We start from the raw sequence: 20,168 nt of genomic DNA on the forward strand, positions 1-20,168 counted from the left end.
CCTGATCATGCCGATCTCTGCCGAATTCGCCGAAACTCTGGCCTTGAAAGCGCTTGGGTGGCTTGTTGGGAACGATGAATTGTTGCCTGTTTTCCTTGGTTCGACCGGCGCGTCGACGGATGACCTGAGGGACCGCGCCACAGAGCCCGAGTTTCTTGCTTCGGTGCTGGAATTTCTGATGCTTGACGATTCGTGGGTGTTGGCCTTTTGTGACGCAAACGCTGTCCCTTACGATCAACCGGCTCAGGCCCGAAGCGTCCTGTCAGGCGGCGCGGATGTTCATTGGACCTGAACGGGTCCGCGCAGGAGCAAGAATGCATGTCGATTGATGCGCTGGTTTTTGACAAGGACGGAACCCTGTTTGATTTCGCCGCCACCTGGGGGGCGTTCGGCAAGGCGGTGCTGCTGCGTCTGAGCGAGGGCGACAATGCGCGTGCGACCGTGCTTGGAAAGAGCATTGGCTTTGACGTTGCGACAGAGACCTATTCCGAGGACAGTATCGTGATCGCTGGCACCGTCGACGAGGTCGCCGACGCGTTGTTCCCGGACCTTGACGGCTGGTCCCGCGAGGATCTGATTCAGACCTTGAATGCGGCCTCTGCCCATGCGCCTCAGGTCGAGGCCGTTGCGCTTGCACCGTTTCTGCAATCCTTGAAAGACGCCGGCAAGAAGCTGGGTGTTGCGACCAATGACGGCGAGATGCCGGCGAAACGGCACCTGGCCTCGGTCGGAATCGAGACCTATTTCGATTTCATTGCGGGGTATGACAGTGGCCACGGGTTCAAGCCCGGGCCCGGACAGCTGTTGGCCTTTGCCCAACATGTTGGCGTCGCACAGGACCGGATCGCCATGGTCGGCGACAGTCTGCACGATCTGGAGGCCGGTCGCGCCGCCGGCATGACCACGATCGGTGTTCTGACCGGATTGGCCAGGGTTGAGGATCTTGCACCGATGGCAGATGTCGTTCTTCCCGATATCAGCCACATCCCAGGCTGGCTGAACCTTCGTTAAAGCGCCTTGCCTGAAAATCGGCGGTTCATGAGTTGAAACCGACCTTGGCTGTCGCAGACAGAGCGGCCAGAGGCCGGACTTCGGGTCTTGTTTGAGAGTAACAAACGCCGGAGGAACAGATGGCCGACACGAATACTCGCAAGCGCAGGGGTGGTGGACGCGCAGGCGCTGCAGCGCGCCGAGGTGCGGCAGTCATCGACCAGATGCCATGGAATCCGCCGATCAACATCGACCGGCCAACCGAACCGTTGGGCCCCGAGGGCGTCGAAGCCATCCATGACGGTGCCATGCGTATTCTTGAGGAAATCGGCATCGAGTTCTACAATCAAGAAGCCTTGGAGATCCTGCGTGACGCCGGATGCATCGTCAACGGCGACAACGTGCGCATGGGCCGAGACTTCGTTATGGAAATGGTCGCCAAGGCGCCGTCGACCTTTACCATCACGCCGCGCAACCCGAACCACACGATCGAGATCGGCGGCAAGACGATGTTGTTCGGAAATGTCTCGTCACCGCCGAACTACTGGGACATGGAGATCGGCAAGAAGGTACCCGGCAACCGGGAAATGTGCCGGAACCTGTTGAAGCTGACGCAGTATTTCAACTGCATCCACTTTGCCGGAGGCTACCCGGTCGAGCCGGTTGACCTGCACGCCAGCGTCCGGCACCTGGATGTCCTGTATGACAAACTCACGCTCACGGACAAGGCGATGCATGCCTATTCGTTGGGCAAAGAGCGCGTAGAGGATGTCATGGAAATGGTGCGCATCGCAGGCGGTCTCGGCCACGAGGAATTCGAGGCGTCGCCGCGCATGTACACCAACATCAACTCGACCTCGCCTCTGAAACACGACCACCCGATGATCGACGGGTGCCTGCGGCTGGCCCGGCGGGGGCAGGCCATTGTCGTCACGCCGTTCACTTTGGCTGGGGCCATGGCCCCGGTGACGATGGCCGGGGCCGTTGCGCAGTCGTTGGCCGAGGCGCTGTGTGCGATTGCCTTGTTCCAGTACGTACGACCCGGCATCCCATGTGTCATCGGGACATTCACCTCGAATGTCGACATGAAGTCCGGTGCGCCCGCGTTTGGCACGCCTGAATACATCCGGTCGACCCAGATGACCGGCCAGATGGCGCGGTTCTATGGGCTGCCCTTGCGCTCGTCCGGTGTTTGCGCGGCCAATGTACCGGACGGCCAGGCCGTCTGGGAGACGTCGAATTCACTCTGGGCGGCGGTACAGTCGGGGACCAACATGGTCTATCACGCCGCCGGATGGCTGGAGGGCGGCCTGATCGCGAGCCCGGAGAAGTTCATCATGGATTGCGAGATATTGCAGCAAATCCAAAGGTATATGCAGCCTGAGATCTGCGCCACAGGCCCAGACGAAATCGCACTGGAAGCCATCCGCGCGGTCGGGAACGATGGGCACTTCTTTGGCATCCAACACACCCAGGATCGCTATACCACCGCGTTCTATCAACCCTTCCTGAGCGATTGGAAAAACTACGAGGGCTGGGAAGTTGCGGGCGGGATCTGGACAGCCGAACGGGCGCATCTGATGTTCAAGGAGATCATCAACAGCTTTGAGGCTCCGCCCATGGATGAGGCGATCCGAGAGGAACTGGCTGACTTCGTCGCACGTCGCAAAGCCGAAGGGGGCGCGCCGACCGATTTCTGATAGCGCACCACCGGGCAGGCAGCCGGAATGGCAAGATGTCTCAGCCTGAGATTTTCGTGAATTTTCCGCATCTTTAACTGCCGCATTTGGCCTTTGTTAAGATCTTTGAGGTGGGATCGGGCATGAAACCTTTTTGAGGGCATTCATGCACGGATTGATCAACAGGGCCGTTCAATCGTTTGTATGCGCGACCTATGGGCGTGAGCGCTGGCTTCGGGCGACCGAGGCCGCTGAACTTGGGTTCGCCGAGTTCGAAGCGATGCTCGTCTACGACCGGGAAAAGTCATATCGCCTGCTGGACGTGGTCTGCGATCAATTGAACCGTTCGCGGGACGAGTTCCTGGAGGATCTCGGAACCTATCTGGTCTCACACCCAAACATGGAAGGATTGCGACGCCTTCTGCGCTTTGGTGGCGTTACCTATGTCGAGTTTCTGCAGTCTTTGGATGATCTGGCCGACCGGGTCAAACTGGCGGTCTCTGACCTTGAATTGCCTGCCCTGGAACTGCGGGAGTGCTCGCCCACCGAATTCGAATTGCGCTGCCATCCCGGGCTGGATGGGTATGCCAATGTCATGATCGGGATTTTGCGAGCAATGGCGGACGACTATGGCGCGCTCGTGATTCTGACGCATGCCGGGCAGAGGGGCGGGGTGGACGTCATCTCGATGGTTTTGGTCGAAAGCGCCTTTGCCGAGGGTCGTCACTTTGATCTGGGGGCGCGGAACTGATGATGGATCTGGATCAACTGGGCAGGATGTTGGAGACGTTGTGCCCGATGTTCACCTTGGTGGATCAGGATGGGCGTATCCTTCAGGTCGGGCCGACACTGCAAAAACTGCGCCCGGACCAGCCGATGGTCGGCAGCGGTTTTCTGGAAATTTTTGAACTGGTAAGGCCCAGAACCGTAACGACTCTGCCGGCGTTGATGGCGACGGCCGGTACCAAGCTTCATCTCAAGCTTCACGATGAACCGCGCACAGCATTGAAGGGTTTGGTGGCACCGCTGCCTGACGATGCAGGCGCGGTTATCAACCTGTCCTTCGGGATCTCGATCCTGGACGCTGTACGGGATTATGCCCTGACAAGTGCGGATTTTTCGGGAACCGACCTCGCGATTGAATTGCTCTACCTGGTCGAGGCCAAGTCTGCGGCGATGGAGGCTTCGAGATCGTTGAACCTGCGGCTTCAAGGGGCAATGCTTGCGGCCGAGGAACAGGCCTATACGGATACTCTGACCGGCCTCAAGAACCGGCGCGCGATGGACCACATTCTCGAGCATTTGGTTTCAACGAAATCCACTTTTGCGTTGATGCATCTGGACCTGGATTTCTTCAAAGCCGTGAACGACGAATTGGGGCATGCCGCGGGCGACTATGTGCTGTCCCAGGCCGCCCGGATCATGCTGGAAGAAACCCGCAGCGACGACACGGTCGCCCGGATCGGCGGCGATGAATTTGTTCTGATATTCAAAAGCCTGTCGAGCAGGGCTCAGCTTGAACGGATCGCCAATCGCCTGATTGGCCGCCTTCAGAAACCGATGGTTTTCGAGGGCGAGACCTGCGCGATTTCGGCGAGCATCGGGACCGCACTTACGTCACAGTTTCTGTCCCCGAAACCGGCTGAGATTCTGCACGCGGCGGATTTGGCCCTTTACGAGGCCAAGCGAAACGGTCGGTCGTGCCATCGCTTCTATTCCGAAGACGCGCGGGCAGCGGAGTAGACCGGTGCGTCGATAGGCTGGTTGCTTTACTACTCAGCGAAAGCCCCGTCCAATGTCCGCGCGATGTGCGACTGGATTTCGTCCAACTCGCCGACCACAGGCAGCACCGGGCCACGAAATGCGGCCTTGCCCAGCTCGGCGGGAATATCATCCAACACGTGGCCCCCGGTGCAGGCAAAGAACGGCAGGCAGATCGCATGATCCCCGGTCATTTTCGCAGCGTCACTGATCGATGGTGGTTCTTCGACAAATCCGCAGTGGATTGATTTCAGAGATATCAACCCGGCCAAACGGTCAGCGAATTCGTGGGTGACAGCTGCCGGGTTGCGGCTGCGGCCTGAGCCGTGTGCGGCAATCAGCAGATCCGTCGACGTGGTGCTCCAACCTTGCTCGTCGATCAAGGGTTGCAGGGCGCGCGCCACCAGGTTGGGTAGCTGTGGGTCAACGCCCAGCGGGTCTAGTTGCCGTACTGCACGCCCTTCAAGGCGTTTGGGAAGCGCAGAAGTCACGAACCACCCTTTCGCCATGAACAATGGATAAATCGCGCTGCCGTCCGGAATGTCATCAAGGACCTTTTCCAACGCGCCCGGCGCGGCGAGGGTCGCCGATCTGACTGTGACTCTATCCGTCAGTTTATCAATCCGAGCGGCCAGTCTGGCCAGGGATGCCTCGGCCGGGTCTGGGTCGGAGGGTTGGCCATGCGCTACGATGACGGCAGTCGGCATGCTGGAGCTTCCTTGTTCTGTTTCGGGATAGGTGTGGCGCCCTCCCGCAAAGTCAATTCGTCTTTATCCGAGCAACGTCAACCACATCCATACCGTAAGAATGGACACGCCTGTGCCAATCAACACCGAAGAGGCGGCAACTCGTTTGGCCCGGCCATACATGTTGGCGAAGATGTAGGCGTTGAAACCGGGCGCCATCGCCGCGTTCAGAACGCCCGAGCGGAAAAGATCTTGCGGCAGGGCGGTCGCTGTACCGAACAACCAGACCAGGCTTGGATGCAGAACAAGTGAAACGCAGCAAACATAGCCGATTGTCCGCAGGTCGCCTTCGGGCTTGTATTTGACCAGAACTCCACCCAGGGCGAACAGGGCGCCGGGCAATGCGGCGCGGGTCACCAGACTCAAGGCCTCGTCTGCCACTGCCGGAATGCCGACGCCCGTGAGATTGACGATGAAGCCCAGAGCGATGCCCAGGATCAGCGCGTTCTTGAACATTGCCGAAAGCACCGATCGAGCCATGCGCATACCGCCATTGCCTCGGTTGCGGATGACCTCCATCACGGTAATGCCGACGCAGTAGCAGAACGGCGAGTGGAACGCGATGATCGCATAGTTTCCGGTCAGGTTGTCGGGCCCATAGGCGCGTTCGGTGATCGGCAGGCCCAGCAGGACCGAGTTCGAGAACAGGCAGCAGAACCCGATTGCGACGCAGTCTTCCCATTCGCGCTTGAATATCAGGCGAGCGCCGAAAACCCCCGCAAGGAAACACAGAGCTGCGGCGGTATAGAAACTGCCCAGAAGGCGCGGGTCAAAGCTGGCGCTCAGATCCAGATGGGCGATGGCCAGAAACAGCAGGCAGGGGATTGCGAACCCCTGCGTGAACTTCATCAACCCGTCAATATGAACTTCTTTGAAGTAGCCCGTCAGCGTCGAGACATAACCAGCCCCAATCACAAGAAAGACCGGAAGGATGACGTCGATCAGGCTTTGCAACATGTCACGACCTCAATCCAGGCTGTTCGGTCAGAGCTGGGGGAAGCGCGTGCAATCCGATGTCCTAAAATGGCTGCCGGATCACCATGCCGTCATAGGCAGGCTCGACATGGTCCGGGGTCTCGGCATCGACGGCTGCATAGTCCAGATCGATGTGCATATTGGTCAGAACTGCCCGAGCCGGCTTTAGCTGTTCGATCCAGCCAAGGGTCTTTTCCAGGTGGGCATGGGTCGGATGCGGGTTCCGGCGCAGCGCGTCGATCACGAGGCAGTCCAATCCTTGAAGCTCGGGCCAGGCATCATCGTAGATTTCCGCAACATCAGGCAGATAGGCCAGGTTATTCATACGAAAACCAAGCGCATCGATCGATCCGTGGTTCACCTTGAACGGGCGAAACGGGATTGACCCTCCTGGACCGTCTATCGCGAACGGGCCGTCAATTGTCTTCAGGTCGAGGATCGGTGGATAGGGCGAGCCTTCGGGTTGAATGAACGCGTAGCCGAACCGCCCCAGCAATGCGTTTTGCGTGTCGCCATCCGCCCAAACGGGCACCCGCGCGCGCATGTTGAAAACGATCATGCGCAGGTCGTCGATGCCGTGCACATGATCGGCATGTGAGTGTGTGTAGACAACGGCGTCGAGGCGTCCGGTTCCGGTGTCCAGCAGTTGGCTGCGCATGTCCGGGGTCGTGTCGATCAGAACCGAGGTCGTGCCGTCCGGCCCGTCCCGTTCAACCAGCATCGAGCATCGGCGGCGGATATTGCGCGGATTTTGCGGGTCACAGTCTCCCCAATGCCCACCCAACCGGGGGACACCGCCAGAGGAGCCACAGCCCAGGATCGTGAACCGCAGCATGCTCATGCGGCAACCGGGTAGGCGGCCGCCTTCGCAAACAGTCGATCAAAATTCGCTTGGGTCTGCGCGGCGAAATCCGGGTAGTCCAGGCCGAACAGTTCGGCGCCGACCCGGGCCGTGAAAGTGGTATAGCCGGGCTCGTTCCGCTTGCCCCGGTGCGGTGGCGGGGCCAGGTATGGTGCGTCGGTCTCTACCAGAATTCGATCGACGGGCGCCGCCGCAAAGATATCCCTCAGCTTTTGGCTTTTTGGAAAGGCCGCGATGCCGGATATGGAGAGGTAGAACCCCAAATCCAACGCCGCCCGCGCCAGTTCGGCCGAGGACGAGAAGCAATGCATCACACAGGAGTAAGGTGCGTTCCGAAACTCGTCCTGCAGAATCGTCGCCATGTCCTCGTCGGCTGCACGGGCGTGAATGATCAGCGGCAGGCCTGTACTTTGGGCGGCCTGAATGTGAACCCGCAACGAGCGTTTTTGGATTTCGGCGCTGTCGGCGGTGTAGTGATAGTCCAGCCCGGTTTCGCCGATGCCGACAAATTTCGGATGTCGGGACAATGCGACAAGTTCGTCGACGCTCGCCAGTGGCTCTTCGGACGCGCTCATGGGGTGGGTGCCCGCAGCGTAGAAAACCGGGGCATGTGTTTCGGCGATCGCGCGCACGATCGGCTCATTGCGCAGTCGAGTGCAGATCGTCACCATGCGTGTCACGCCCGCTTCGGCTGCACGAGCGATGATTGCGTCCAGTTGGCCTTCGAAATCCGGGAAATCCAGATGGCAATGGCTGTCAGTGATTGCGGGAGGTTGGGGCGTGTCGCTCATCTGCTCGGACCGGCGGTTTCCTGAATCTTGAACACCGTATCTAGGACGACGGCGACAGGGTCAAGGTTCACCGCCTGCCCGTGCCGCGCACGGGCCGTGATGATGGATGCGGCCTCGGCCCAGCCCAAGGCTTGTGGGCGCGAGGATGACAGGCGCAACAGCACTTCGGCTTCGTTTGGCGCAGCTTCGGGCTGCGGAGGCGCGCCGGTCGCACCTGTCAGAGCAAGGCGAGAAAGGGCGATGTCAATCAGATTCAAAAGCAGGTCATAGCGCTCGGCTGCTCCGCGCTGCGCGGCCGCTTCGGCCAAAGCCAGCGCGCGCTGGCGGTCGAGGCGGGGCAGGGTGCCAAGTATCTGGATCAGCTCGGCATAGATCTCCATTCCGCCCAGATTGATCAGCCGTACCGCGTCGCCTACGGAACCGGCGGCCAAAGCCGCGAGGTGGTCGGATTGCGGTGGCAAGTCGGCGCCGGTCTGTGCCAGCGCCGATTTCATGTCCTCGGGCGACAGCGGTGCCAGGCGCAGGGTGCGGCACCGCGAGCGGATCGTCGGCAACAGCCGTGACGGCTGATGCGAAACCAGCAGCAGTGTCGTGCGGGCAGGAGGCTCTTCGAGCATTTTCAACAACGCGTTTGCGGCGCTGACATTCATTTCGTCCGCCGCATCCACGATAACCACGCGGCGCCCTCCGTCCGCGGAACTGAGGCCGAAGAAGCGCCCCAATTTTCGGATGTCATCGACAACGATCTCGTTGCGCAGGCGGCCCTGATCATTCAGGGATCTGGTGATCGCGGCCAGACCGGGTTCGGCCCCGGCCAGCATCCTTGCTGCAACCGGGTGGTCCGGAGCGATGTCGAGTGTCGTCGGAGCCTCGGGCGCGCCGAACAGCCCGTCATCCTGTAGCGGCGGCGTGGCCAACAGAAACCGCGCGATGCGCCATGCCAGGGTAGCTTTACCCACACCACGAGGGCCGGTGAGAAGCCACGCGTGATGCAGCCGGTCAGACGCAAATGCGGTCAGGAAGGCTTGCTCGGCCGCATCCTGTCCAAACAGCCTGGGTGTCTCGCGCGGGTGAAACGCGCCGGGCGCCTGGTCCGGTGTGGGTGTGTCGTCGCTCATTCGTGAATTACCGCAGAACCTTCAGGACGGTTTCTCTCACATCCACGGCCACGCTGTCCACGTCGCGATTGCCATCGATCACACGGAACCGGTCCTTGAACTCGTCCGCCAGCGCAAGGAAACCCGAGCGCATACGTTTCTGAAGGGCCGGGCCAAAATCCTCGAACCGCTCTTCGGTGCCTTGCCGGCCTTTGGCGCGGGATAGCCCGATTTCCGGATCCATATCGATCAGCAAGGTCAGATCTGGCTCGCGGCCGATCATCAGGCCGTGGAGTTGGTCCACCAACGCGCGCAGATCTCCGCGCGACAGGCCCTGATACACTCGGGTGCTGTCGGCGAACCTGTCGCAAATCACGATCTTACCCGCATTCAAGGCCGGCTCGATCGTGCGCTCCAAATGATCGCGTCGTGCGGCCGTGAACAGAAGAATTTCGGTTTCCGCCGACCACCTGTCGGGGTCGCCTTCGAGGACCAACCGGCGAATTTCCTCGGCCCCGGGCGAACCGCCCGGCTCACGCGTCAGAACAACGTCATGTCCGGCCGCCTCGAGGCTTTCTGCCAGCCTGCGGGCCTGGGTGGACTTGCCCGAACCGTCGATCCCCTCGAATGTCAGGAACAGACCGCGCGGACTCACATCGACTCCAGTGGAGTGTTGATCATGTCTTTCAGGACGATGCCGCCCACGGTCATCAGCCGCACCAGGAACCCGCCCATCGCCACATCCTCGGCCGCGACCAGGGGGCGCCGGATTTCCGGCAGACCTTCGGGCTGGATCACAAGTTCGGCCAGTTGTTGGCCCTTGGCGATCGGAGCGTTGATCGGGCCTTGATACACGACTTCGGCCTGCACGTTCTGATCGCCCAGAACGGGGAACAGAAGGGTGAGGTCACCGTCGGGCACAAGCCCAACCGTCTTTTGCGCGCCCATCCACACTTTGGCCTGTGCTATCGGCGTCTCGGCGTTGGCAACTGTCCTCTCGATAAAATTTCGAAACGACCAGTTAACCACGGCCTCAGCCTCCTCTGCCCGGCGAGAGATGCTGTCGAGCCCGGAAAGAACGAAGACCACCCGGCGATCGCCTTGCTTGGCCGATCCGACAAGGCCATAGCCCGCCTCTTGCGTGTGGCCGGTCTTCAGGCCATCGGCACCGATATCCAGTTTCAGCAGCGGGTTGCGGTTGTTCACGTTCGACGGGGCGCGGCCGTCAAATTCGAAGGTTTCCTCGGCAAACAGCGGATAATATTCGGGAAAATCGGTGATCAGCCTGTCGGCCAGCACAGCGAGATCATGAACCGACATCATGTGACCTGCGGCAGGCCAGCCGTTCGAGTTGGTGAAGTTCGAGTGGTTCATGCCCATCTGCCTGGCGCGTTGGGTCATGTAGCGCGCAAAGCCGGCCTCGGTACCGTCCGGGCTGAGCGCTTCGGCGATCACGACACAGGCGTCATTGCCGGACAGGACGATGATGCCTCGCAGCAGGTCCTCGACCCGGACCCGGTCCTGCGTGTTCAGGAACATGGTCGAGCCGCCATAGCTCATCGCATGTTCCGAGACCGGAAGCGTTTCATCCAGCGTCAATCGACCGTCGCGCAGGGCTTCGAATGCCACGTAGAGCGTCATCAGCTTGGACATCGATGCCGGTGGGAGCGGTTCATCGGCATTCTTCGACAACAGCACAGTGCCTGTCGTTTGATCGATCACGTAGGCCGCGCGCGCGGACGTGTCGAAGGCGTGAACCGGCAGGGCCAGCAGGGCAAGGCCCGCGGCCAGAACAGCCGATTTGAATGAGGTCAGCATTGGACCCTCCTGTTCAGTTCTTCACGATAAAGGCATCGGTAAAGCCCAGGTCTTTCATATCTCCGAGGATCGCTTTGCGTTCGGCGCGGGTTGTGGCAGGGCCGACCAGTACGCGCCAGACCGACTTGCCCGCCGACTCCAGTTCCAGAACTTCGGCCGCCAATCCGTTCGTGCGGACTTTTTCGGCCGCGGCTTTTGCGTTCGCTTCAACTCCGAACGTTCCGATCTGAACATAGGGTTTGGTCAGGTTCGACGATGCGGCTGTGGCACTGGCCGCCGCAGCCGGCGTCGGCTCGGATGCGTCAATAGCGGCCGCGGCACCTGCGATCGGGTCCAATGGCGTCTCGGTAATTTCATTGGGATCTTTCTTCTGCCACCACTTGCGTTTTTTCTGGGCGGGTGGCGGTGCGACGACAGGATCCGTCAATGCAGCGGTCGCGGACGCATCTGCCGCTTCCTCAATTGCGGGCGCAGCTTCTTCGGCAGCGGCGCTTGCGGCCGCTCCGGCCGCGGCAGCACCGGCGACCACGGCACCGGTGTTTTCAGGTGTCTTTTTCTGCCACCATTTCCGCTTGGCCGGCTTTTCTTCGGCACTTTCGTCGGGCCCGGCCGTTGTGGCTTCTTGGGCTGCGGTTGCTTCGGCGGCGTCTGCGGTTTCTTCGGTCGGGGCTGCTTCGGGTTCCGGCGCAGGCTCCGGCTCGATCGTTTCGCGGCGGAGTGCAACCACCTGCAGACGGGCAGGAGCGCCGGCAAGCATTCCCAGTTTTTCAGCCGCTGCCGAGGACACCTGAAGGGCCGGCCCGGGCAGGTTTCGTTCCCGGCGGAACAAGGCGCCCGTTACGGTCTTGTTGTTGCTTGTGTTCTTGATGGCGACCCGCTCGGGCTGAGACGCGCTGGGGTGTGCCACCCAGATGCCACCCAACGAAGGACGCCCATCCCAGAGCCCGGCCTCGGTCACTTCGAAGACCTCCGGCGCTTCAACATCGCGCTGAGAGCCGCTGGCGACTTCGGGGAACAGTTCCGTGGTGTCGCTTTGGGTCTGCCCATCGTCACTGGCTGCCTCCGAGGAAGACTTGCCTGCGTTCAAAGCTTCGTCGCATCCCGTCAGCGCAGTCATTGCAACAACCAGCACCGCCAACGGCCGCGGTCCAAAGCGTGTCTCTGTCGCTCGCTTCATATTGTGTTATCCCTTGCCTGTAGGGCCTTTGCGTGGCTGGCCCCAACCGCGGTTCGACCGGTTCTTTTGCCAGCCTCCTGCAGTCATTGCGCAAATCATAACCTGCGGGTTGTTTCAAGGAAAGACCGCGGGTCCGGCTTCGGCAAGAAATCCCTCTTTTGGACTTGCCACCAACCGATGTTCGTCCTAGACCGCTGCCTGCGCCGGGGAGGTGGCAGAGTGGTCGAATGCGGCGGTCTTGAAAACCGTTGGGCGTGAGAGCGTCCCCAGGGTTCGAATCCCTGTCTCCCCGCCACTCATACCTGTCTCACTTCAGTTGTATTTTCTGATCCGGAATTGTTACGCAATTCCCGCGCGTTGGCGCATGCGCTTTCAATCAGAGACGAAGCAAACCGTACATTCAGAGGACAATTCAGGCGCGAGTCTCAGTGTCGCATTTTAGCGGGGTCGCTTTGGGCTGGATTTCCCTGATAACCTGCAACTTACAGGGAATATTCGCAAACCGGGACTGACTTCCGTCATTTCTTCTATCAGAACTGTATGTTTCTCAGAGGTTTATGTTGCAAATTCCCTAAAAGGTGGAACAGGGAATTTCCTCGTGCGAACAGGGAATTGTTCCGCCGGATCAGGGAGGGCGAAGTCTGTATCAGGGACGCAGGAGCTGGAGATGTCAGAAGCCGAACAGGCGTTCCTGTTCGGACCATTCAAGTGGGTGGGTCACGCTGACCAGACGCTTGAGTGTGAGTTCGGGCGGCTGGCTCCCGTCGAGAATCGCCGGTTGAATCTTTGGTGAGAGAAAGGCGAGCTGAGCACGGGTGCGGATGAAGGCGTCAGGGACGCTTTCGCGGCGGGCAATCTCCATCAGTTGAACTCCGGCCTTCAGATCACGGGCCCAGCCATGGGCGCGGATCAGCATGGACCGGAGGTGGGGATCAGGTTGGGGTGCCATGTCTCCGGCGATGACCTTGGCCTCGACGCCGCGGCGGCACAGATCGAAAGATGCGGTGACGTGGGTGAGATCCGGGTGCAGATGATCGGCCGCGATGCCAAGTGCGCTTGCCAGAGTTTTGGGGTTAAATTCGAGGTCGATCTGTCCTCGTGCAAGTTTGCCTTTGGCCAGAAGAGCAGCGCCGATCTGACAGCCATGGCCTAGAAGCCGGGTTACTAAATCCGCAACTGAAGTCTGAACTGCCTCGGCTGACCCGGCCTCCGGCTGCGCCAGTACTTGGTGCGCCGCGGCGGCGTCTTGCAAATGTCTGACGATGACATCAATGACCGCGTTTTCCAGCGCTGGGCCGGGCAGTCGCCAGCCAGAGATATCCTTGCCGCCTGAGATCAGTCGATTGGAGATATAGTAGCGCAACCGTCGGCCTTTGCGCGTGGTGTGGGTCGGCGTCAACCGATCACCAGTTTCGTCATACAGCAGACCGGTGAGCCAGGCCCCGGGGTCAGTGGAGTGTTGGCGCGCATCGGAGTCGCCGCGTGCCCGCGAGCGGTTGGAGGCCTGTCGCATTTTTTCCTGCACCCGGTCCCAGATGTCCTGATCGATGATCGCCGGATGTTGTCCGTCCCAGATCTTATCCTTGTGGCGGATTTTTCCGAGATAGACCGGATTGCGCAGCAGGTAATAGATTTGACCCCGTGACAGCGGACAATCCCCCTTCACACTGCCATCTGTCCGAACAACCCGTTTTGACCGCAGGTCTTCTGCCGTTGCCCGTTCTTCTACTTTGCGCAGGCAACCAAGCTCGTCATAAAGCCCAAAGAGATGCCGGACCGTTCTGGCCTCCTCTTCATTCACCACCAGCGTTCTTGCCTTCGGATCGGGGTGGCGATCATAGCCCAGAGGCAGGTTGCCACCCATCCAAAGCCCCTTCTTCTTCGACGCTGCAATCTTGTCGCGAATACGTTCGGCGGTGACTTCCCGTTCAAACTGAGCAAAGGACAACAGCACATTCAGCGTTAACCGGCCCATGGAAGATGAGGTATTGAAGGCCTGCGTGACGGACACAAAAGAACAGTTTGCCTGTTCCAGCCGGTCGACCAGCTTAGAGAAGTCGGCAAGCGACCGGGTCAGCCGGTCAATCTTGTAGACCACCACCATGTCAATACGCCCGGCATCGATCTCTTCAAGAAGGCGCTGAAGGGCGGGTCGCTCTAGGGTGCCGCCCGACAGGCCACCGTCATCGTAGCGCCCGGACAACAGGGTCCAGCCTTCATGTCGCTGGCTTGCGACATAGGCCGCGCAGGCCTCATATTGCGCATCCAGCGAATTGAAGTCCTGATCCAGACCATCTTCTGAGGACTTGCGCGTGTAGATGGCGCATCGGATTTTACGGCGCGGGCTCATTTGGCCGCCTTGCCGGTGAGCCCAAAGAAACGCGGCCCTGACCAATGCGCGCCGGTAATCTCTCGGGCGATGGCCGAGAGTGAGCGATAGGACCGACCGTTCCAAGTGAAGCCGTCTTCTGTAACGTCGACTACATGGGTCACACTATTCCACTCGCGTAGCAGGCGCCCGCCGGGTTTTAGGGCAGGGCATGTAGGCTGGGGTTTCTTCCCAGAGCCCTTTTCCAGCGTGGCTTTGACCTGGCGGGGTAGCCTGCCATGACGGCGGGACTGCATCTCAAAGGCGATAAAGCGGCGCAGAAAGGGTTGGCTGAGCATGGCGGGGGCGGGTTGATCAAACAGTTGCTGCCAAAGCGTGACCAGATCCGATCGACCCATGGCGGCGAGATCGGCGACATCGCTCGTCTTGGTCATGACGCTTCTCCAGTTCCCGCCGCCAGATGATATGTGGATGGTCCATTTGGTTTGTCGGATGTCCGCCGTTCAATTGTGACGCCTTTTTTCCGCAGACCGCTTAGAGCTGCTCGGACCGAATGAGGCTGCCATCCCGTTGCTTTGCAGAGCGCCTCAAGGCTGGCGCCGCTCGGGCGGCGCAACAAGTGTTGCACTTTGTCAATTTTGGTTTGCTTCCGCTTGGACATGTATTGTCTCCTCTGATTTGGGGCTGGCTAGATGCCGAACCCCGGTACCGAGGAGCGCCCGAATGGCTCGGGCGTGGGTTCAGTGATGCGTGGTTGACGGCAACAGTCCAGCTCTTTCTGAAGCGATTACTTGAGGCGTGTGTTTTGAAGGGCGTTGCTGGCGTACCCCCGATTATTCGTCAACAATCTTAATTGGTTACTTTTAGTTTGGGGGGTTGCGTCTCGTATTGATGGCACCTACATTCGACCTAATCGCCCGGACTATCAGGGCGGGAAACTGCTCCCGCAGGCAGCACTCATTGGAAACACAGGTTTCCGCAGAGAGCATTCAAAGGAGCAACGTCTCGGATCGATTGGTCCGGGGAGTTGCGATTTGTGCTCTCTCCGATTTTCCAGCGCGATCCCTCCATCTCGACGTCCGCGCGGCGTCACGCAAAAGGAGGCGGTTATGCCTGCCAAAAACACACACAGCGACGTTCGGGCGTCCAATACGCCTACCTGGATGGCCGAAAAAGTTATCCAATCCCAGATCGGCCAGATCAAGCCCTACGCCAACAACAACCGCGTGCACGCGGCCAAGAATGTCGACAAACTGAAAGCATCGGTGGCCCAGTTTGGCTTTGTCACTCCGATCCTGTTGGATGGTTCGGGCACAATCATCGCGGGTCATGGCCGCTATGAGGCCGCTAAGGCCCTGGGGTTGAATTCCGTACCGACTGTTGTCGCGGATCATTTGTCAGAAGCGGAAGTGCGCGCTCTGCGCATTGCGGACAATAAGCTGGCGGAATTGTCGGACTGGAATGAAGCGGCGTTGCAGATCGAATTTGCCGAGCTGATGGACCTCAGCCTTGATGGCGAGTTGAACTTTGATCTGGACATCACAGGGTTCGAAACACCGGAGATCGACATCATTATCGACAGCGTCGGTGAGGTGACGGTATCTGTAGCGGAAACTGTTGAGACGCCGGACCCTGCGGCACCCGTAGTCACGGAGCCGGGCGACCTCTGGGTTCTCGGAGATCATCGCATTTTCTGCGGGGACGCCCTTCAAGCCCAGAGCTACGACACCTTGCTGGAAGGCGAGACCCCGCAGATAGTCTTCACCGATCCGCCTTACAACGTGCCTGTCAATGGGCATGTGCGGTCCGGCAATAGCGCCGAATACCGCGAGTTTGCCATGGCGTCGGGAGAAATGACGGATAGCGAGTTCCGCGGCTTTCTTTCAGGCGCGATCACGCAGTTGTTTGACTGCCTGCCGAACGGAGGCATCGCGATGATCTGCATGGACTGGCGTCATATCGAAGAACTGATTACGGCGGGCAAAGCAGCTGGATTGGACCTCATCAATCTCTGCGTCTGGAACAAGACGAACGGAGGCATGGGCAGCCTTTATCGCTCAAAGCATGAGCTGATTTGCATTTTCAAGAAGCCTGGTGCGCCGCACATCAACAACGTCGAGCTGGGCAAACACGGGCGCAACCGGACCAACGTCTGGGATTACGCCGGTGTGAACAGCTTTGGGGCAGGGCGCGAGGCGGATCTCGCGGATCATCCCACGGTGAAGCCGACAGCTCTGGTTGCAGATGCCATCATGGATGTGAGCCACCGCGGCGATGTCGTGCTGGACGCCTTTGGCGGGTCCGGCGCGACTCTGCTGGCAGCTGAGAAAACCGGGCGCCAAGCGCGGCTTATTGAGCTCGACCCGACTTATGTCGATGTGGCCATCCGCCGTTGGCAGGAGATGACCGGTGAGAGCGCCGTGCACGCGGTAACAGGCCAGACGTTCGATGCGCGTTTTGCGGCCAACGATACCACTTCAGAACAGGAGGTGGGTCATGTCTGACGATACAAAAGAGTATGAGGTCGGCTACGGCAAACCGCCCAAAGCGACCCAATTCAAAAAAGGCCGATCCGGCAATCCGAAAGGGCGGCCGAAAGGTGCCAAGGGGGTGAATGCCAGCTTGAAACGTGAATTGGAAACCAAGATTACGGTTCGTGAAGGCAGCCACGAAATCCGGATTTCCAAGGCTGAGGCAATTGCCAAGCGGTTCACGGCAGGCGCGTTGAAGGGCGACACGAAATTGTTGATGGCGCTGCTTAAGCTGGACACAGATCTGTTCAACGCAAGTGAATTGGACGCGCAAGAAAGCGTCCGTACGGTTGAGCCCGACGCTGTCGACTACGACATCCTCCGGGATTTCTTTTCCAGCCAACTGGACGGTGACGGTGATCTGGAAAACGAGGAGGCGGAAGATGACGACTCCTGATCCAAAAATCGTCGTGCAAGCCGCTCGCGAGGTTTGCCGGGACAATTTATTTCCCTTCGTCTGGCGTGTGTTTGGCACGCTGCACCAGGGAACTGACCGCAGCTTTGATCCGGCCTGGCATGTGCGGGCCATGTGCCATGAGTTGGACAATGTCCGTCGAGGCGAAAACAAGCGACTGATCATCAACATCCCGCCACGTTGCCTGAAATCGGTCACCGTGGCCGTTGCATATGTCGCTTATCTTCTCGGTCAAAACCCCAGCGCCAAGATCATCGTTGCCAGCTATGGGTTGGATCTGGCGCGCAAACATTCCGAAGATTGTCGTCGGATCATGTCTGCGCGCTGGTACCGGGAAATGTTCCCTGAAACGGTCTTGGCTAATAAGGGCAACACCTCAGAAGAAATCCGCACCACAAAGGGAGGCGGCCGTAAGGCTGTCTCCATTGGAAGTTCTGTCACCGGTCATGGCGCCGATTACATCATCATCGATGACCTGCTGAAAGCCGGAGATGCCGGCTCCGAAGCCGAGCTGGTCAAGGCGCAGGAGTTCATTGAGGGGACCTTGTTGTTGCGCTTCGACAATCCGGCCGAAGGGCGTGTGGTTATGGTTGCGCAACGGTTGCACGAGATGGATCCGCCGGGTTATCTGCTCGAACGCGGGACCTACCGGCATCTGAATCTGCCTGCCATCGCAGAAGGCCATGAGGTGGTTCCTCTTGGGCGTGGAAGGGTCATGCGCCGCAAACCGGGTGATCTCCTGTGCCCGTCCCGTTTGGATCAGCAAACGCTGGATACCAAGCGTCGCGAAATGGGCGCGGCCGTGTTCAATTGCCAGTATCAGCAGAACCCCATTGCTCCCGACGGGTCGCCCTTGCGCTGGGAGTGGTTTGGCACCTACGAGACCATCGAAGATCGCCGCTGGTTCCAACTGGTGGTTCAGAGCTGGGATACGGGCATGTCGGCAGACCCCCGGTCTGATTTCTCTGTCTGTACAACCTGGGGGTTCCGCGAAAATGCGTGGCATCTTATCGACGTCTGGCGCGGGCAGGTAGACTACCCAGACCTGAAAGCCAAGGCACTGCAACTTGTCGGCCGTTGGGATCCCGATCGTGTCCTGATCGAAGATGCGGCCTCCGGCAAACCTCTTTTGGACGAATTGTTTCGTGATGACCGTCGGCGCTACGAACGCATTAAACCCGACAAGGACAAGGAAACCCGGTTCCAGTCCGCTTGCGGTCCTGTCGAAGAGGGCAAGGTTTATCTGCCTGCAGATGCACCCTGGCTGCCGGTATTCAAACGGGAGCTTCAGTCCTTTCCACGCGGACGCAACGACGATCAGGTCGACAGCTTTGCCCACTTTCTGAACTGGTCCAAGGGACCGGGCTTCTACCGGGCATTGGGCCGCGACCACCGGATCAACATCGAACGTCGGGAGCGTAATCGAGAGAGGGTCAGGCGACGGTAGGATCTCGGAGTTGAGCTTGAAAACTCGTTGAATAGTACTGGGAGGGCCGAAGTCGGACCAATCCTGAGAGCGGCCCCAATGACCGCTCGCAACCACAAACCGGTCTAATCGCTAATGCCGTCGGATGACGGCTTTGAGCCCAGATTACCCATTGGCAAGTTCCGCAGAAACTGTCGCGATGGGCGGCAAGCGGGAGTTCGCTGCGGATAGCATGGAGGTCTCCTTTCCCATCGATTGCTCCCCGCGAAGGGCTCGCCGGTTCATGCATCTCTTCGGCATTACCATTGGCGACCGAGGTTCCAAGAGATTGCGGTAGTCGAGAAGTCGCAGCGGGGTCAGGCTAATCTGCAGGCGCTCCGGCAATTTGGGCCTCTTGTGCCTCCTTATTGCGCCAATCTTTCGGGGATATGCCGAAGTTCCGCGTGAAGGCTCGGGTGAGTGCCGATGTTTCGGACAAGCCGACCAATTGGGCGATCTCCTTGATCGAATGATCAGATGTGGTGAGCAGTTCGGAGGCCTTTTCCATCCGCAGCCGGTTGATCACCTTGGACGCCGTTGTTCCGTAGGAGGACAAGCGCTTGTTCAGCACCTTGGTGGTGATGCTGCACATCCGGGCGGCCTCGCTCACCGTCAGCGCCGGATCGGACAGCCTTGATCGCACGAGAATTTCGAAGCCTTCGAGGTAGTCCAGGGGCACATCGACCTGAACCGGTTCTTCGATATCATTGTCGTGGTTCACGAGGAGTTCGGGGTTGATTGGAAGCGACAGCCAGGCCGCCGGAAAGCGGATGGAGAATCCCCTGTTGTTGCACTTGATGCCCCGCACGCCATGAAACTGCTCCGGCAGCAGGGTCGGGTCGCAGAGGCGCAGAACAACCTGGGTTGGATCCCATCGGAAATCGAGAACACGGTGCAGCAGGGAGATCCAGATCCCGACGAGAAAGGCGTCCGAATGGCCCGGCGACACCTCGGGTTCGAAATTGCGACTGGTGGTGAAGTAGGCGTGTTCCTCCTCGATCAGGAGCCGGAAGGACACCGCGTTGCTTTCCTTCGAGACGATCTGGGTGAACCGGGTGAAGAAATCGCCAAGGGTCACCGACTGGCCGAGGAGCGCCCCACGCGGCAGGAACTTCAACAGGTCTGTCTGTTGTCCCGCCAAGGCGCAGATATCCGGCCGGGTGATGTCGGCGATGGAGGCCAGCGCCGCATAGACCGTGTCATGCGGGATGAACTCGGCCGGGTTCAGGACCTGTTCCTCGCTCAATCCATGCAGCCCGAGCGCAAAGGCCGGATCCGCATCGAGCCGCCGCATCATCGCTACGACGGGGCCGAGGACCGTAGCACGTACGAGGGACAAACCGTCCTTTTGTTCTCCTTGCGGCATCCACATCACCCTTTCGCTCTCCGACACGCTACGGGCGCGGGCGCCTGACGGCCAAGCAGAAATTGGCTGAAATTGACCGGATCGGGTCAGAAAAATGCACCACGGGATCAGCGGGTCAAAAGAATCTCGGGGCACATGTGCATAGTGGGAGGATCGGTCCGCAGGA

20 protein-coding genes and 1 tRNA gene are annotated in these 20,168 nt (G+C 59.6%); 9 read left to right on the top strand and 12 right to left on the bottom strand.

The features are described from left to right. Window positions 1-7 precede the first annotated feature (7 nt). From ACR0IR_RS02870 to ACR0IR_RS02890, 5 genes are all read left to right on the top strand, one after another. Complete coding sequence (locus tag ACR0IR_RS02870; RefSeq protein ID WP_093964931.1) at window positions 8-292, top strand: DUF3572 domain-containing protein; 285 nt, start codon at window positions 8-10, stop codon at window positions 290-292. 26 nt (window positions 293-318) lie between these two features. Then, window positions 319-1,011, top strand: a complete 693-nt coding sequence (locus tag ACR0IR_RS02875) for an HAD family hydrolase (RefSeq protein WP_170364460.1) — start codon at window positions 319-321, stop codon at window positions 1,009-1,011. A 119-nt stretch (window positions 1,012-1,130) separates the two neighbouring features. Continuing rightward, window positions 1,131-2,690: a trimethylamine methyltransferase family protein gene (locus ACR0IR_RS02880; protein ID WP_170364458.1), complete on the top strand. Its 1,560-nt coding sequence runs from the start codon at window positions 1,131-1,133 to the stop codon at window positions 2,688-2,690. A 145-nt stretch (window positions 2,691-2,835) separates the two neighbouring features. Continuing rightward, window positions 2,836-3,420, top strand: coding sequence for a heme NO-binding domain-containing protein (locus ACR0IR_RS02885; protein ID WP_170364456.1), 585 nt, complete (start codon window positions 2,836-2,838; stop codon window positions 3,418-3,420). Then, the gene (locus tag ACR0IR_RS02890) at window positions 3,420-4,412 is read left to right on the top strand and encodes a GGDEF domain-containing protein (protein ID WP_170364455.1); all 993 of its coding nucleotides are present in this window, start codon (window positions 3,420-3,422) and stop codon (window positions 4,410-4,412) included. The genes ACR0IR_RS02885 and ACR0IR_RS02890 overlap by 1 nt, the downstream gene beginning before the upstream one ends. 29 nt (window positions 4,413-4,441) lie before the next feature. On the opposite strand, the gene ACR0IR_RS02895 is transcribed toward ACR0IR_RS02890, so the two are convergent. The 8 genes from ACR0IR_RS02895 to ACR0IR_RS02930 all read right to left on the bottom strand — a co-directional run bounded on the left by ACR0IR_RS02895 (window position 4,442) and on the right by ACR0IR_RS02930 (window position 11,896). Continuing rightward, window positions 4,442-5,137, bottom strand: a complete 696-nt coding sequence (locus tag ACR0IR_RS02895) for a CbiX/SirB N-terminal domain-containing protein (protein WP_170364453.1) — start codon at window positions 5,135-5,137, stop codon at window positions 4,442-4,444. 63 nt (window positions 5,138-5,200) lie between these two features. Then, the gene (locus ACR0IR_RS02900; RefSeq protein ID WP_170341050.1) at window positions 5,201-6,133 is read right to left on the bottom strand and encodes an AEC family transporter; all 933 of its coding nucleotides are present in this window, start codon (window positions 6,131-6,133) and stop codon (window positions 5,201-5,203) included. 61 nt (window positions 6,134-6,194) lie between these two features. Beyond that, window positions 6,195-6,992 carry an MBL fold metallo-hydrolase gene (locus ACR0IR_RS02905; protein WP_170364451.1) on the bottom strand — a complete coding sequence of 266 codons (798 nt, stop codon included), beginning with the start codon at window positions 6,990-6,992 and terminating at the stop codon, window positions 6,195-6,197. Next, window positions 6,989-7,804 carry a TatD family hydrolase gene (locus tag ACR0IR_RS02910; RefSeq protein WP_170364449.1) on the bottom strand — a complete coding sequence of 272 codons (816 nt, stop codon included), beginning with the start codon at window positions 7,802-7,804 and terminating at the stop codon, window positions 6,989-6,991. Before ACR0IR_RS02910 ends, ACR0IR_RS02905 begins: the two co-directional genes overlap by 4 nt. Next, the gene (locus ACR0IR_RS02915) at window positions 7,801-8,922 is read right to left on the bottom strand and encodes a DNA polymerase III subunit delta' (RefSeq protein ID WP_170364448.1); all 1,122 of its coding nucleotides are present in this window, start codon (window positions 8,920-8,922) and stop codon (window positions 7,801-7,803) included. Before ACR0IR_RS02915 ends, ACR0IR_RS02910 begins: the two co-directional genes overlap by 4 nt. 7 nt (window positions 8,923-8,929) lie before the next feature. Next, on the bottom strand, window positions 8,930-9,556 hold the full coding sequence (tmk, locus tag ACR0IR_RS02920) for a dTMP kinase (protein WP_170364446.1): 627 nt from the start codon (window positions 9,554-9,556) through the stop codon (window positions 8,930-8,932). Continuing rightward, a complete protein-coding gene (locus tag ACR0IR_RS02925) occupies window positions 9,553-10,719 on the bottom strand; it encodes a D-alanyl-D-alanine carboxypeptidase family protein (RefSeq protein ID WP_170364444.1) in 1,167 nt (388 codons plus the stop codon). Before ACR0IR_RS02925 ends, tmk begins: the two co-directional genes overlap by 4 nt. 13 nt (window positions 10,720-10,732) lie before the next feature. Continuing rightward, entirely contained in the window at window positions 10,733-11,896 is a 1,164-nt protein-coding gene (locus tag ACR0IR_RS02930; protein ID WP_170364442.1) for an SPOR domain-containing protein, read from the bottom strand. Between the two features lie 205 nt (window positions 11,897-12,101). Here ACR0IR_RS02930 and ACR0IR_RS02935 point away from each other — a divergent pair. Then, window positions 12,102-12,191: transfer RNA gene (locus ACR0IR_RS02935), tRNA-Ser, on the top strand. Between the two features lie 375 nt (window positions 12,192-12,566). Here ACR0IR_RS02935 and ACR0IR_RS02940 read toward each other — a convergent pair. Genes ACR0IR_RS02940 through ACR0IR_RS02950 form a run of 3 tightly spaced genes read right to left on the bottom strand, consistent with a single transcriptional unit; the run spans window position 12,567 to window position 14,886 of the window. Then, complete coding sequence (locus ACR0IR_RS02940; RefSeq protein WP_480778958.1) at window positions 12,567-14,246, bottom strand: recombinase family protein; 1,680 nt, start codon at window positions 14,244-14,246, stop codon at window positions 12,567-12,569. Further along, window positions 14,243-14,659: a DUF2924 domain-containing protein gene (locus ACR0IR_RS02945; RefSeq protein WP_170364440.1), complete on the bottom strand. Its 417-nt coding sequence runs from the start codon at window positions 14,657-14,659 to the stop codon at window positions 14,243-14,245. The genes ACR0IR_RS02940 and ACR0IR_RS02945 overlap by 4 nt, the downstream gene beginning before the upstream one ends. Then, window positions 14,656-14,886: a DUF3489 domain-containing protein gene (locus ACR0IR_RS02950; RefSeq protein WP_093964945.1), complete on the bottom strand. Its 231-nt coding sequence runs from the start codon at window positions 14,884-14,886 to the stop codon at window positions 14,656-14,658. The genes ACR0IR_RS02945 and ACR0IR_RS02950 overlap by 4 nt, the downstream gene beginning before the upstream one ends. A 448-nt stretch (window positions 14,887-15,334) precedes the next feature. On the opposite strand from ACR0IR_RS02950, the gene ACR0IR_RS02955 reads away from it, so the two are divergent. Genes ACR0IR_RS02955 through terL form a run of 3 tightly spaced genes read left to right on the top strand, consistent with a single transcriptional unit; the run spans window position 15,335 to window position 18,618 of the window. Further along, a complete protein-coding gene (locus ACR0IR_RS02955; protein WP_480778959.1) occupies window positions 15,335-16,729 on the top strand; it encodes a site-specific DNA-methyltransferase in 1,395 nt (464 codons plus the stop codon). Then, window positions 16,722-17,153 carry a DUF5681 domain-containing protein gene (locus ACR0IR_RS02960; protein ID WP_093964947.1) on the top strand — a complete coding sequence of 144 codons (432 nt, stop codon included), beginning with the start codon at window positions 16,722-16,724 and terminating at the stop codon, window positions 17,151-17,153. The genes ACR0IR_RS02955 and ACR0IR_RS02960 overlap by 8 nt, the downstream gene beginning before the upstream one ends. Further along, window positions 17,107-18,618 (top strand): phage terminase large subunit, encoded by a 1,512-nt coding sequence (gene terL, locus ACR0IR_RS02965; protein ID WP_480778960.1) that lies wholly within the window; start codon window positions 17,107-17,109, stop codon window positions 18,616-18,618. The genes ACR0IR_RS02960 and terL overlap by 47 nt, the downstream gene beginning before the upstream one ends. 340 nt (window positions 18,619-18,958) lie before the next feature. On the opposite strand, the gene ACR0IR_RS02970 is transcribed toward terL, so the two are convergent. Then, on the bottom strand, window positions 18,959-20,002 hold the full coding sequence (locus ACR0IR_RS02970; protein ID WP_170357385.1) for a helix-turn-helix domain-containing protein: 1,044 nt from the start codon (window positions 20,000-20,002) through the stop codon (window positions 18,959-18,961). Window positions 20,003-20,168: the final 166 nt, after the last annotated feature.

The sequence above is a fragment of the Ruegeria sp. CF2 genome (assembly GCF_056537385.1).

Excerpts from the sequence above, each read along its gene's own strand:
- ACR0IR_RS02870 (WP_093964931.1), top strand. The coding sequence starts at position 8 with ATGCCGATCTCTGCCGAATTCGCCGAAACTCTGGCCTTGAAAGCGCTT.
- ACR0IR_RS02875 (WP_170364460.1), top strand. The coding sequence starts at position 319 with ATGTCGATTGATGCGCTGGTTTTTGACAAGGACGGAACCCTGTTTGAT.
- ACR0IR_RS02880 (WP_170364458.1), top strand. The coding sequence starts at position 1,131 with ATGGCCGACACGAATACTCGCAAGCGCAGGGGTGGTGGACGCGCAGGC.
- ACR0IR_RS02885 (WP_170364456.1), top strand. The coding sequence starts at position 2,836 with ATGCACGGATTGATCAACAGGGCCGTTCAATCGTTTGTATGCGCGACC.
- ACR0IR_RS02890 (WP_170364455.1), top strand. The coding sequence starts at position 3,420 with ATGATGGATCTGGATCAACTGGGCAGGATGTTGGAGACGTTGTGCCCG.
- ACR0IR_RS02895 (WP_170364453.1), bottom strand. The coding sequence starts at position 5,137 with ATGCCGACTGCCGTCATCGTAGCGCATGGCCAACCCTCCGACCCAGAC.
- ACR0IR_RS02900 (WP_170341050.1), bottom strand. The coding sequence starts at position 6,133 with ATGTTGCAAAGCCTGATCGACGTCATCCTTCCGGTCTTTCTTGTGATT.
- ACR0IR_RS02905 (WP_170364451.1), bottom strand. The coding sequence starts at position 6,992 with ATGAGCATGCTGCGGTTCACGATCCTGGGCTGTGGCTCCTCTGGCGGT.
- ACR0IR_RS02910 (WP_170364449.1), bottom strand. The coding sequence starts at position 7,804 with ATGAGCGACACGCCCCAACCTCCCGCAATCACTGACAGCCATTGCCAT.
- ACR0IR_RS02915 (WP_170364448.1), bottom strand. The coding sequence starts at position 8,922 with ATGAGCGACGACACACCCACACCGGACCAGGCGCCCGGCGCGTTTCAC.
- ACR0IR_RS02925 (WP_170364444.1), bottom strand. The coding sequence starts at position 10,719 with ATGCTGACCTCATTCAAATCGGCTGTTCTGGCCGCGGGCCTTGCCCTG.
- ACR0IR_RS02930 (WP_170364442.1), bottom strand. The coding sequence starts at position 11,896 with ATGAAGCGAGCGACAGAGACACGCTTTGGACCGCGGCCGTTGGCGGTG.
- ACR0IR_RS02940 (WP_480778958.1), bottom strand. The coding sequence starts at position 14,246 with ATGAGCCCGCGCCGTAAAATCCGATGCGCCATCTACACGCGCAAGTCC.
- ACR0IR_RS02945 (WP_170364440.1), bottom strand. The coding sequence starts at position 14,659 with ATGACCAAGACGAGCGATGTCGCCGATCTCGCCGCCATGGGTCGATCG.
- ACR0IR_RS02950 (WP_093964945.1), bottom strand. The coding sequence starts at position 14,886 with ATGTCCAAGCGGAAGCAAACCAAAATTGACAAAGTGCAACACTTGTTG.
- ACR0IR_RS02955 (WP_480778959.1), top strand. The coding sequence starts at position 15,335 with ATGCCTGCCAAAAACACACACAGCGACGTTCGGGCGTCCAATACGCCT.
- ACR0IR_RS02960 (WP_093964947.1), top strand. The coding sequence starts at position 16,722 with ATGTCTGACGATACAAAAGAGTATGAGGTCGGCTACGGCAAACCGCCC.
- ACR0IR_RS02970 (WP_170357385.1), bottom strand. The coding sequence starts at position 20,002 with ATGCCGCAAGGAGAACAAAAGGACGGTTTGTCCCTCGTACGTGCTACG.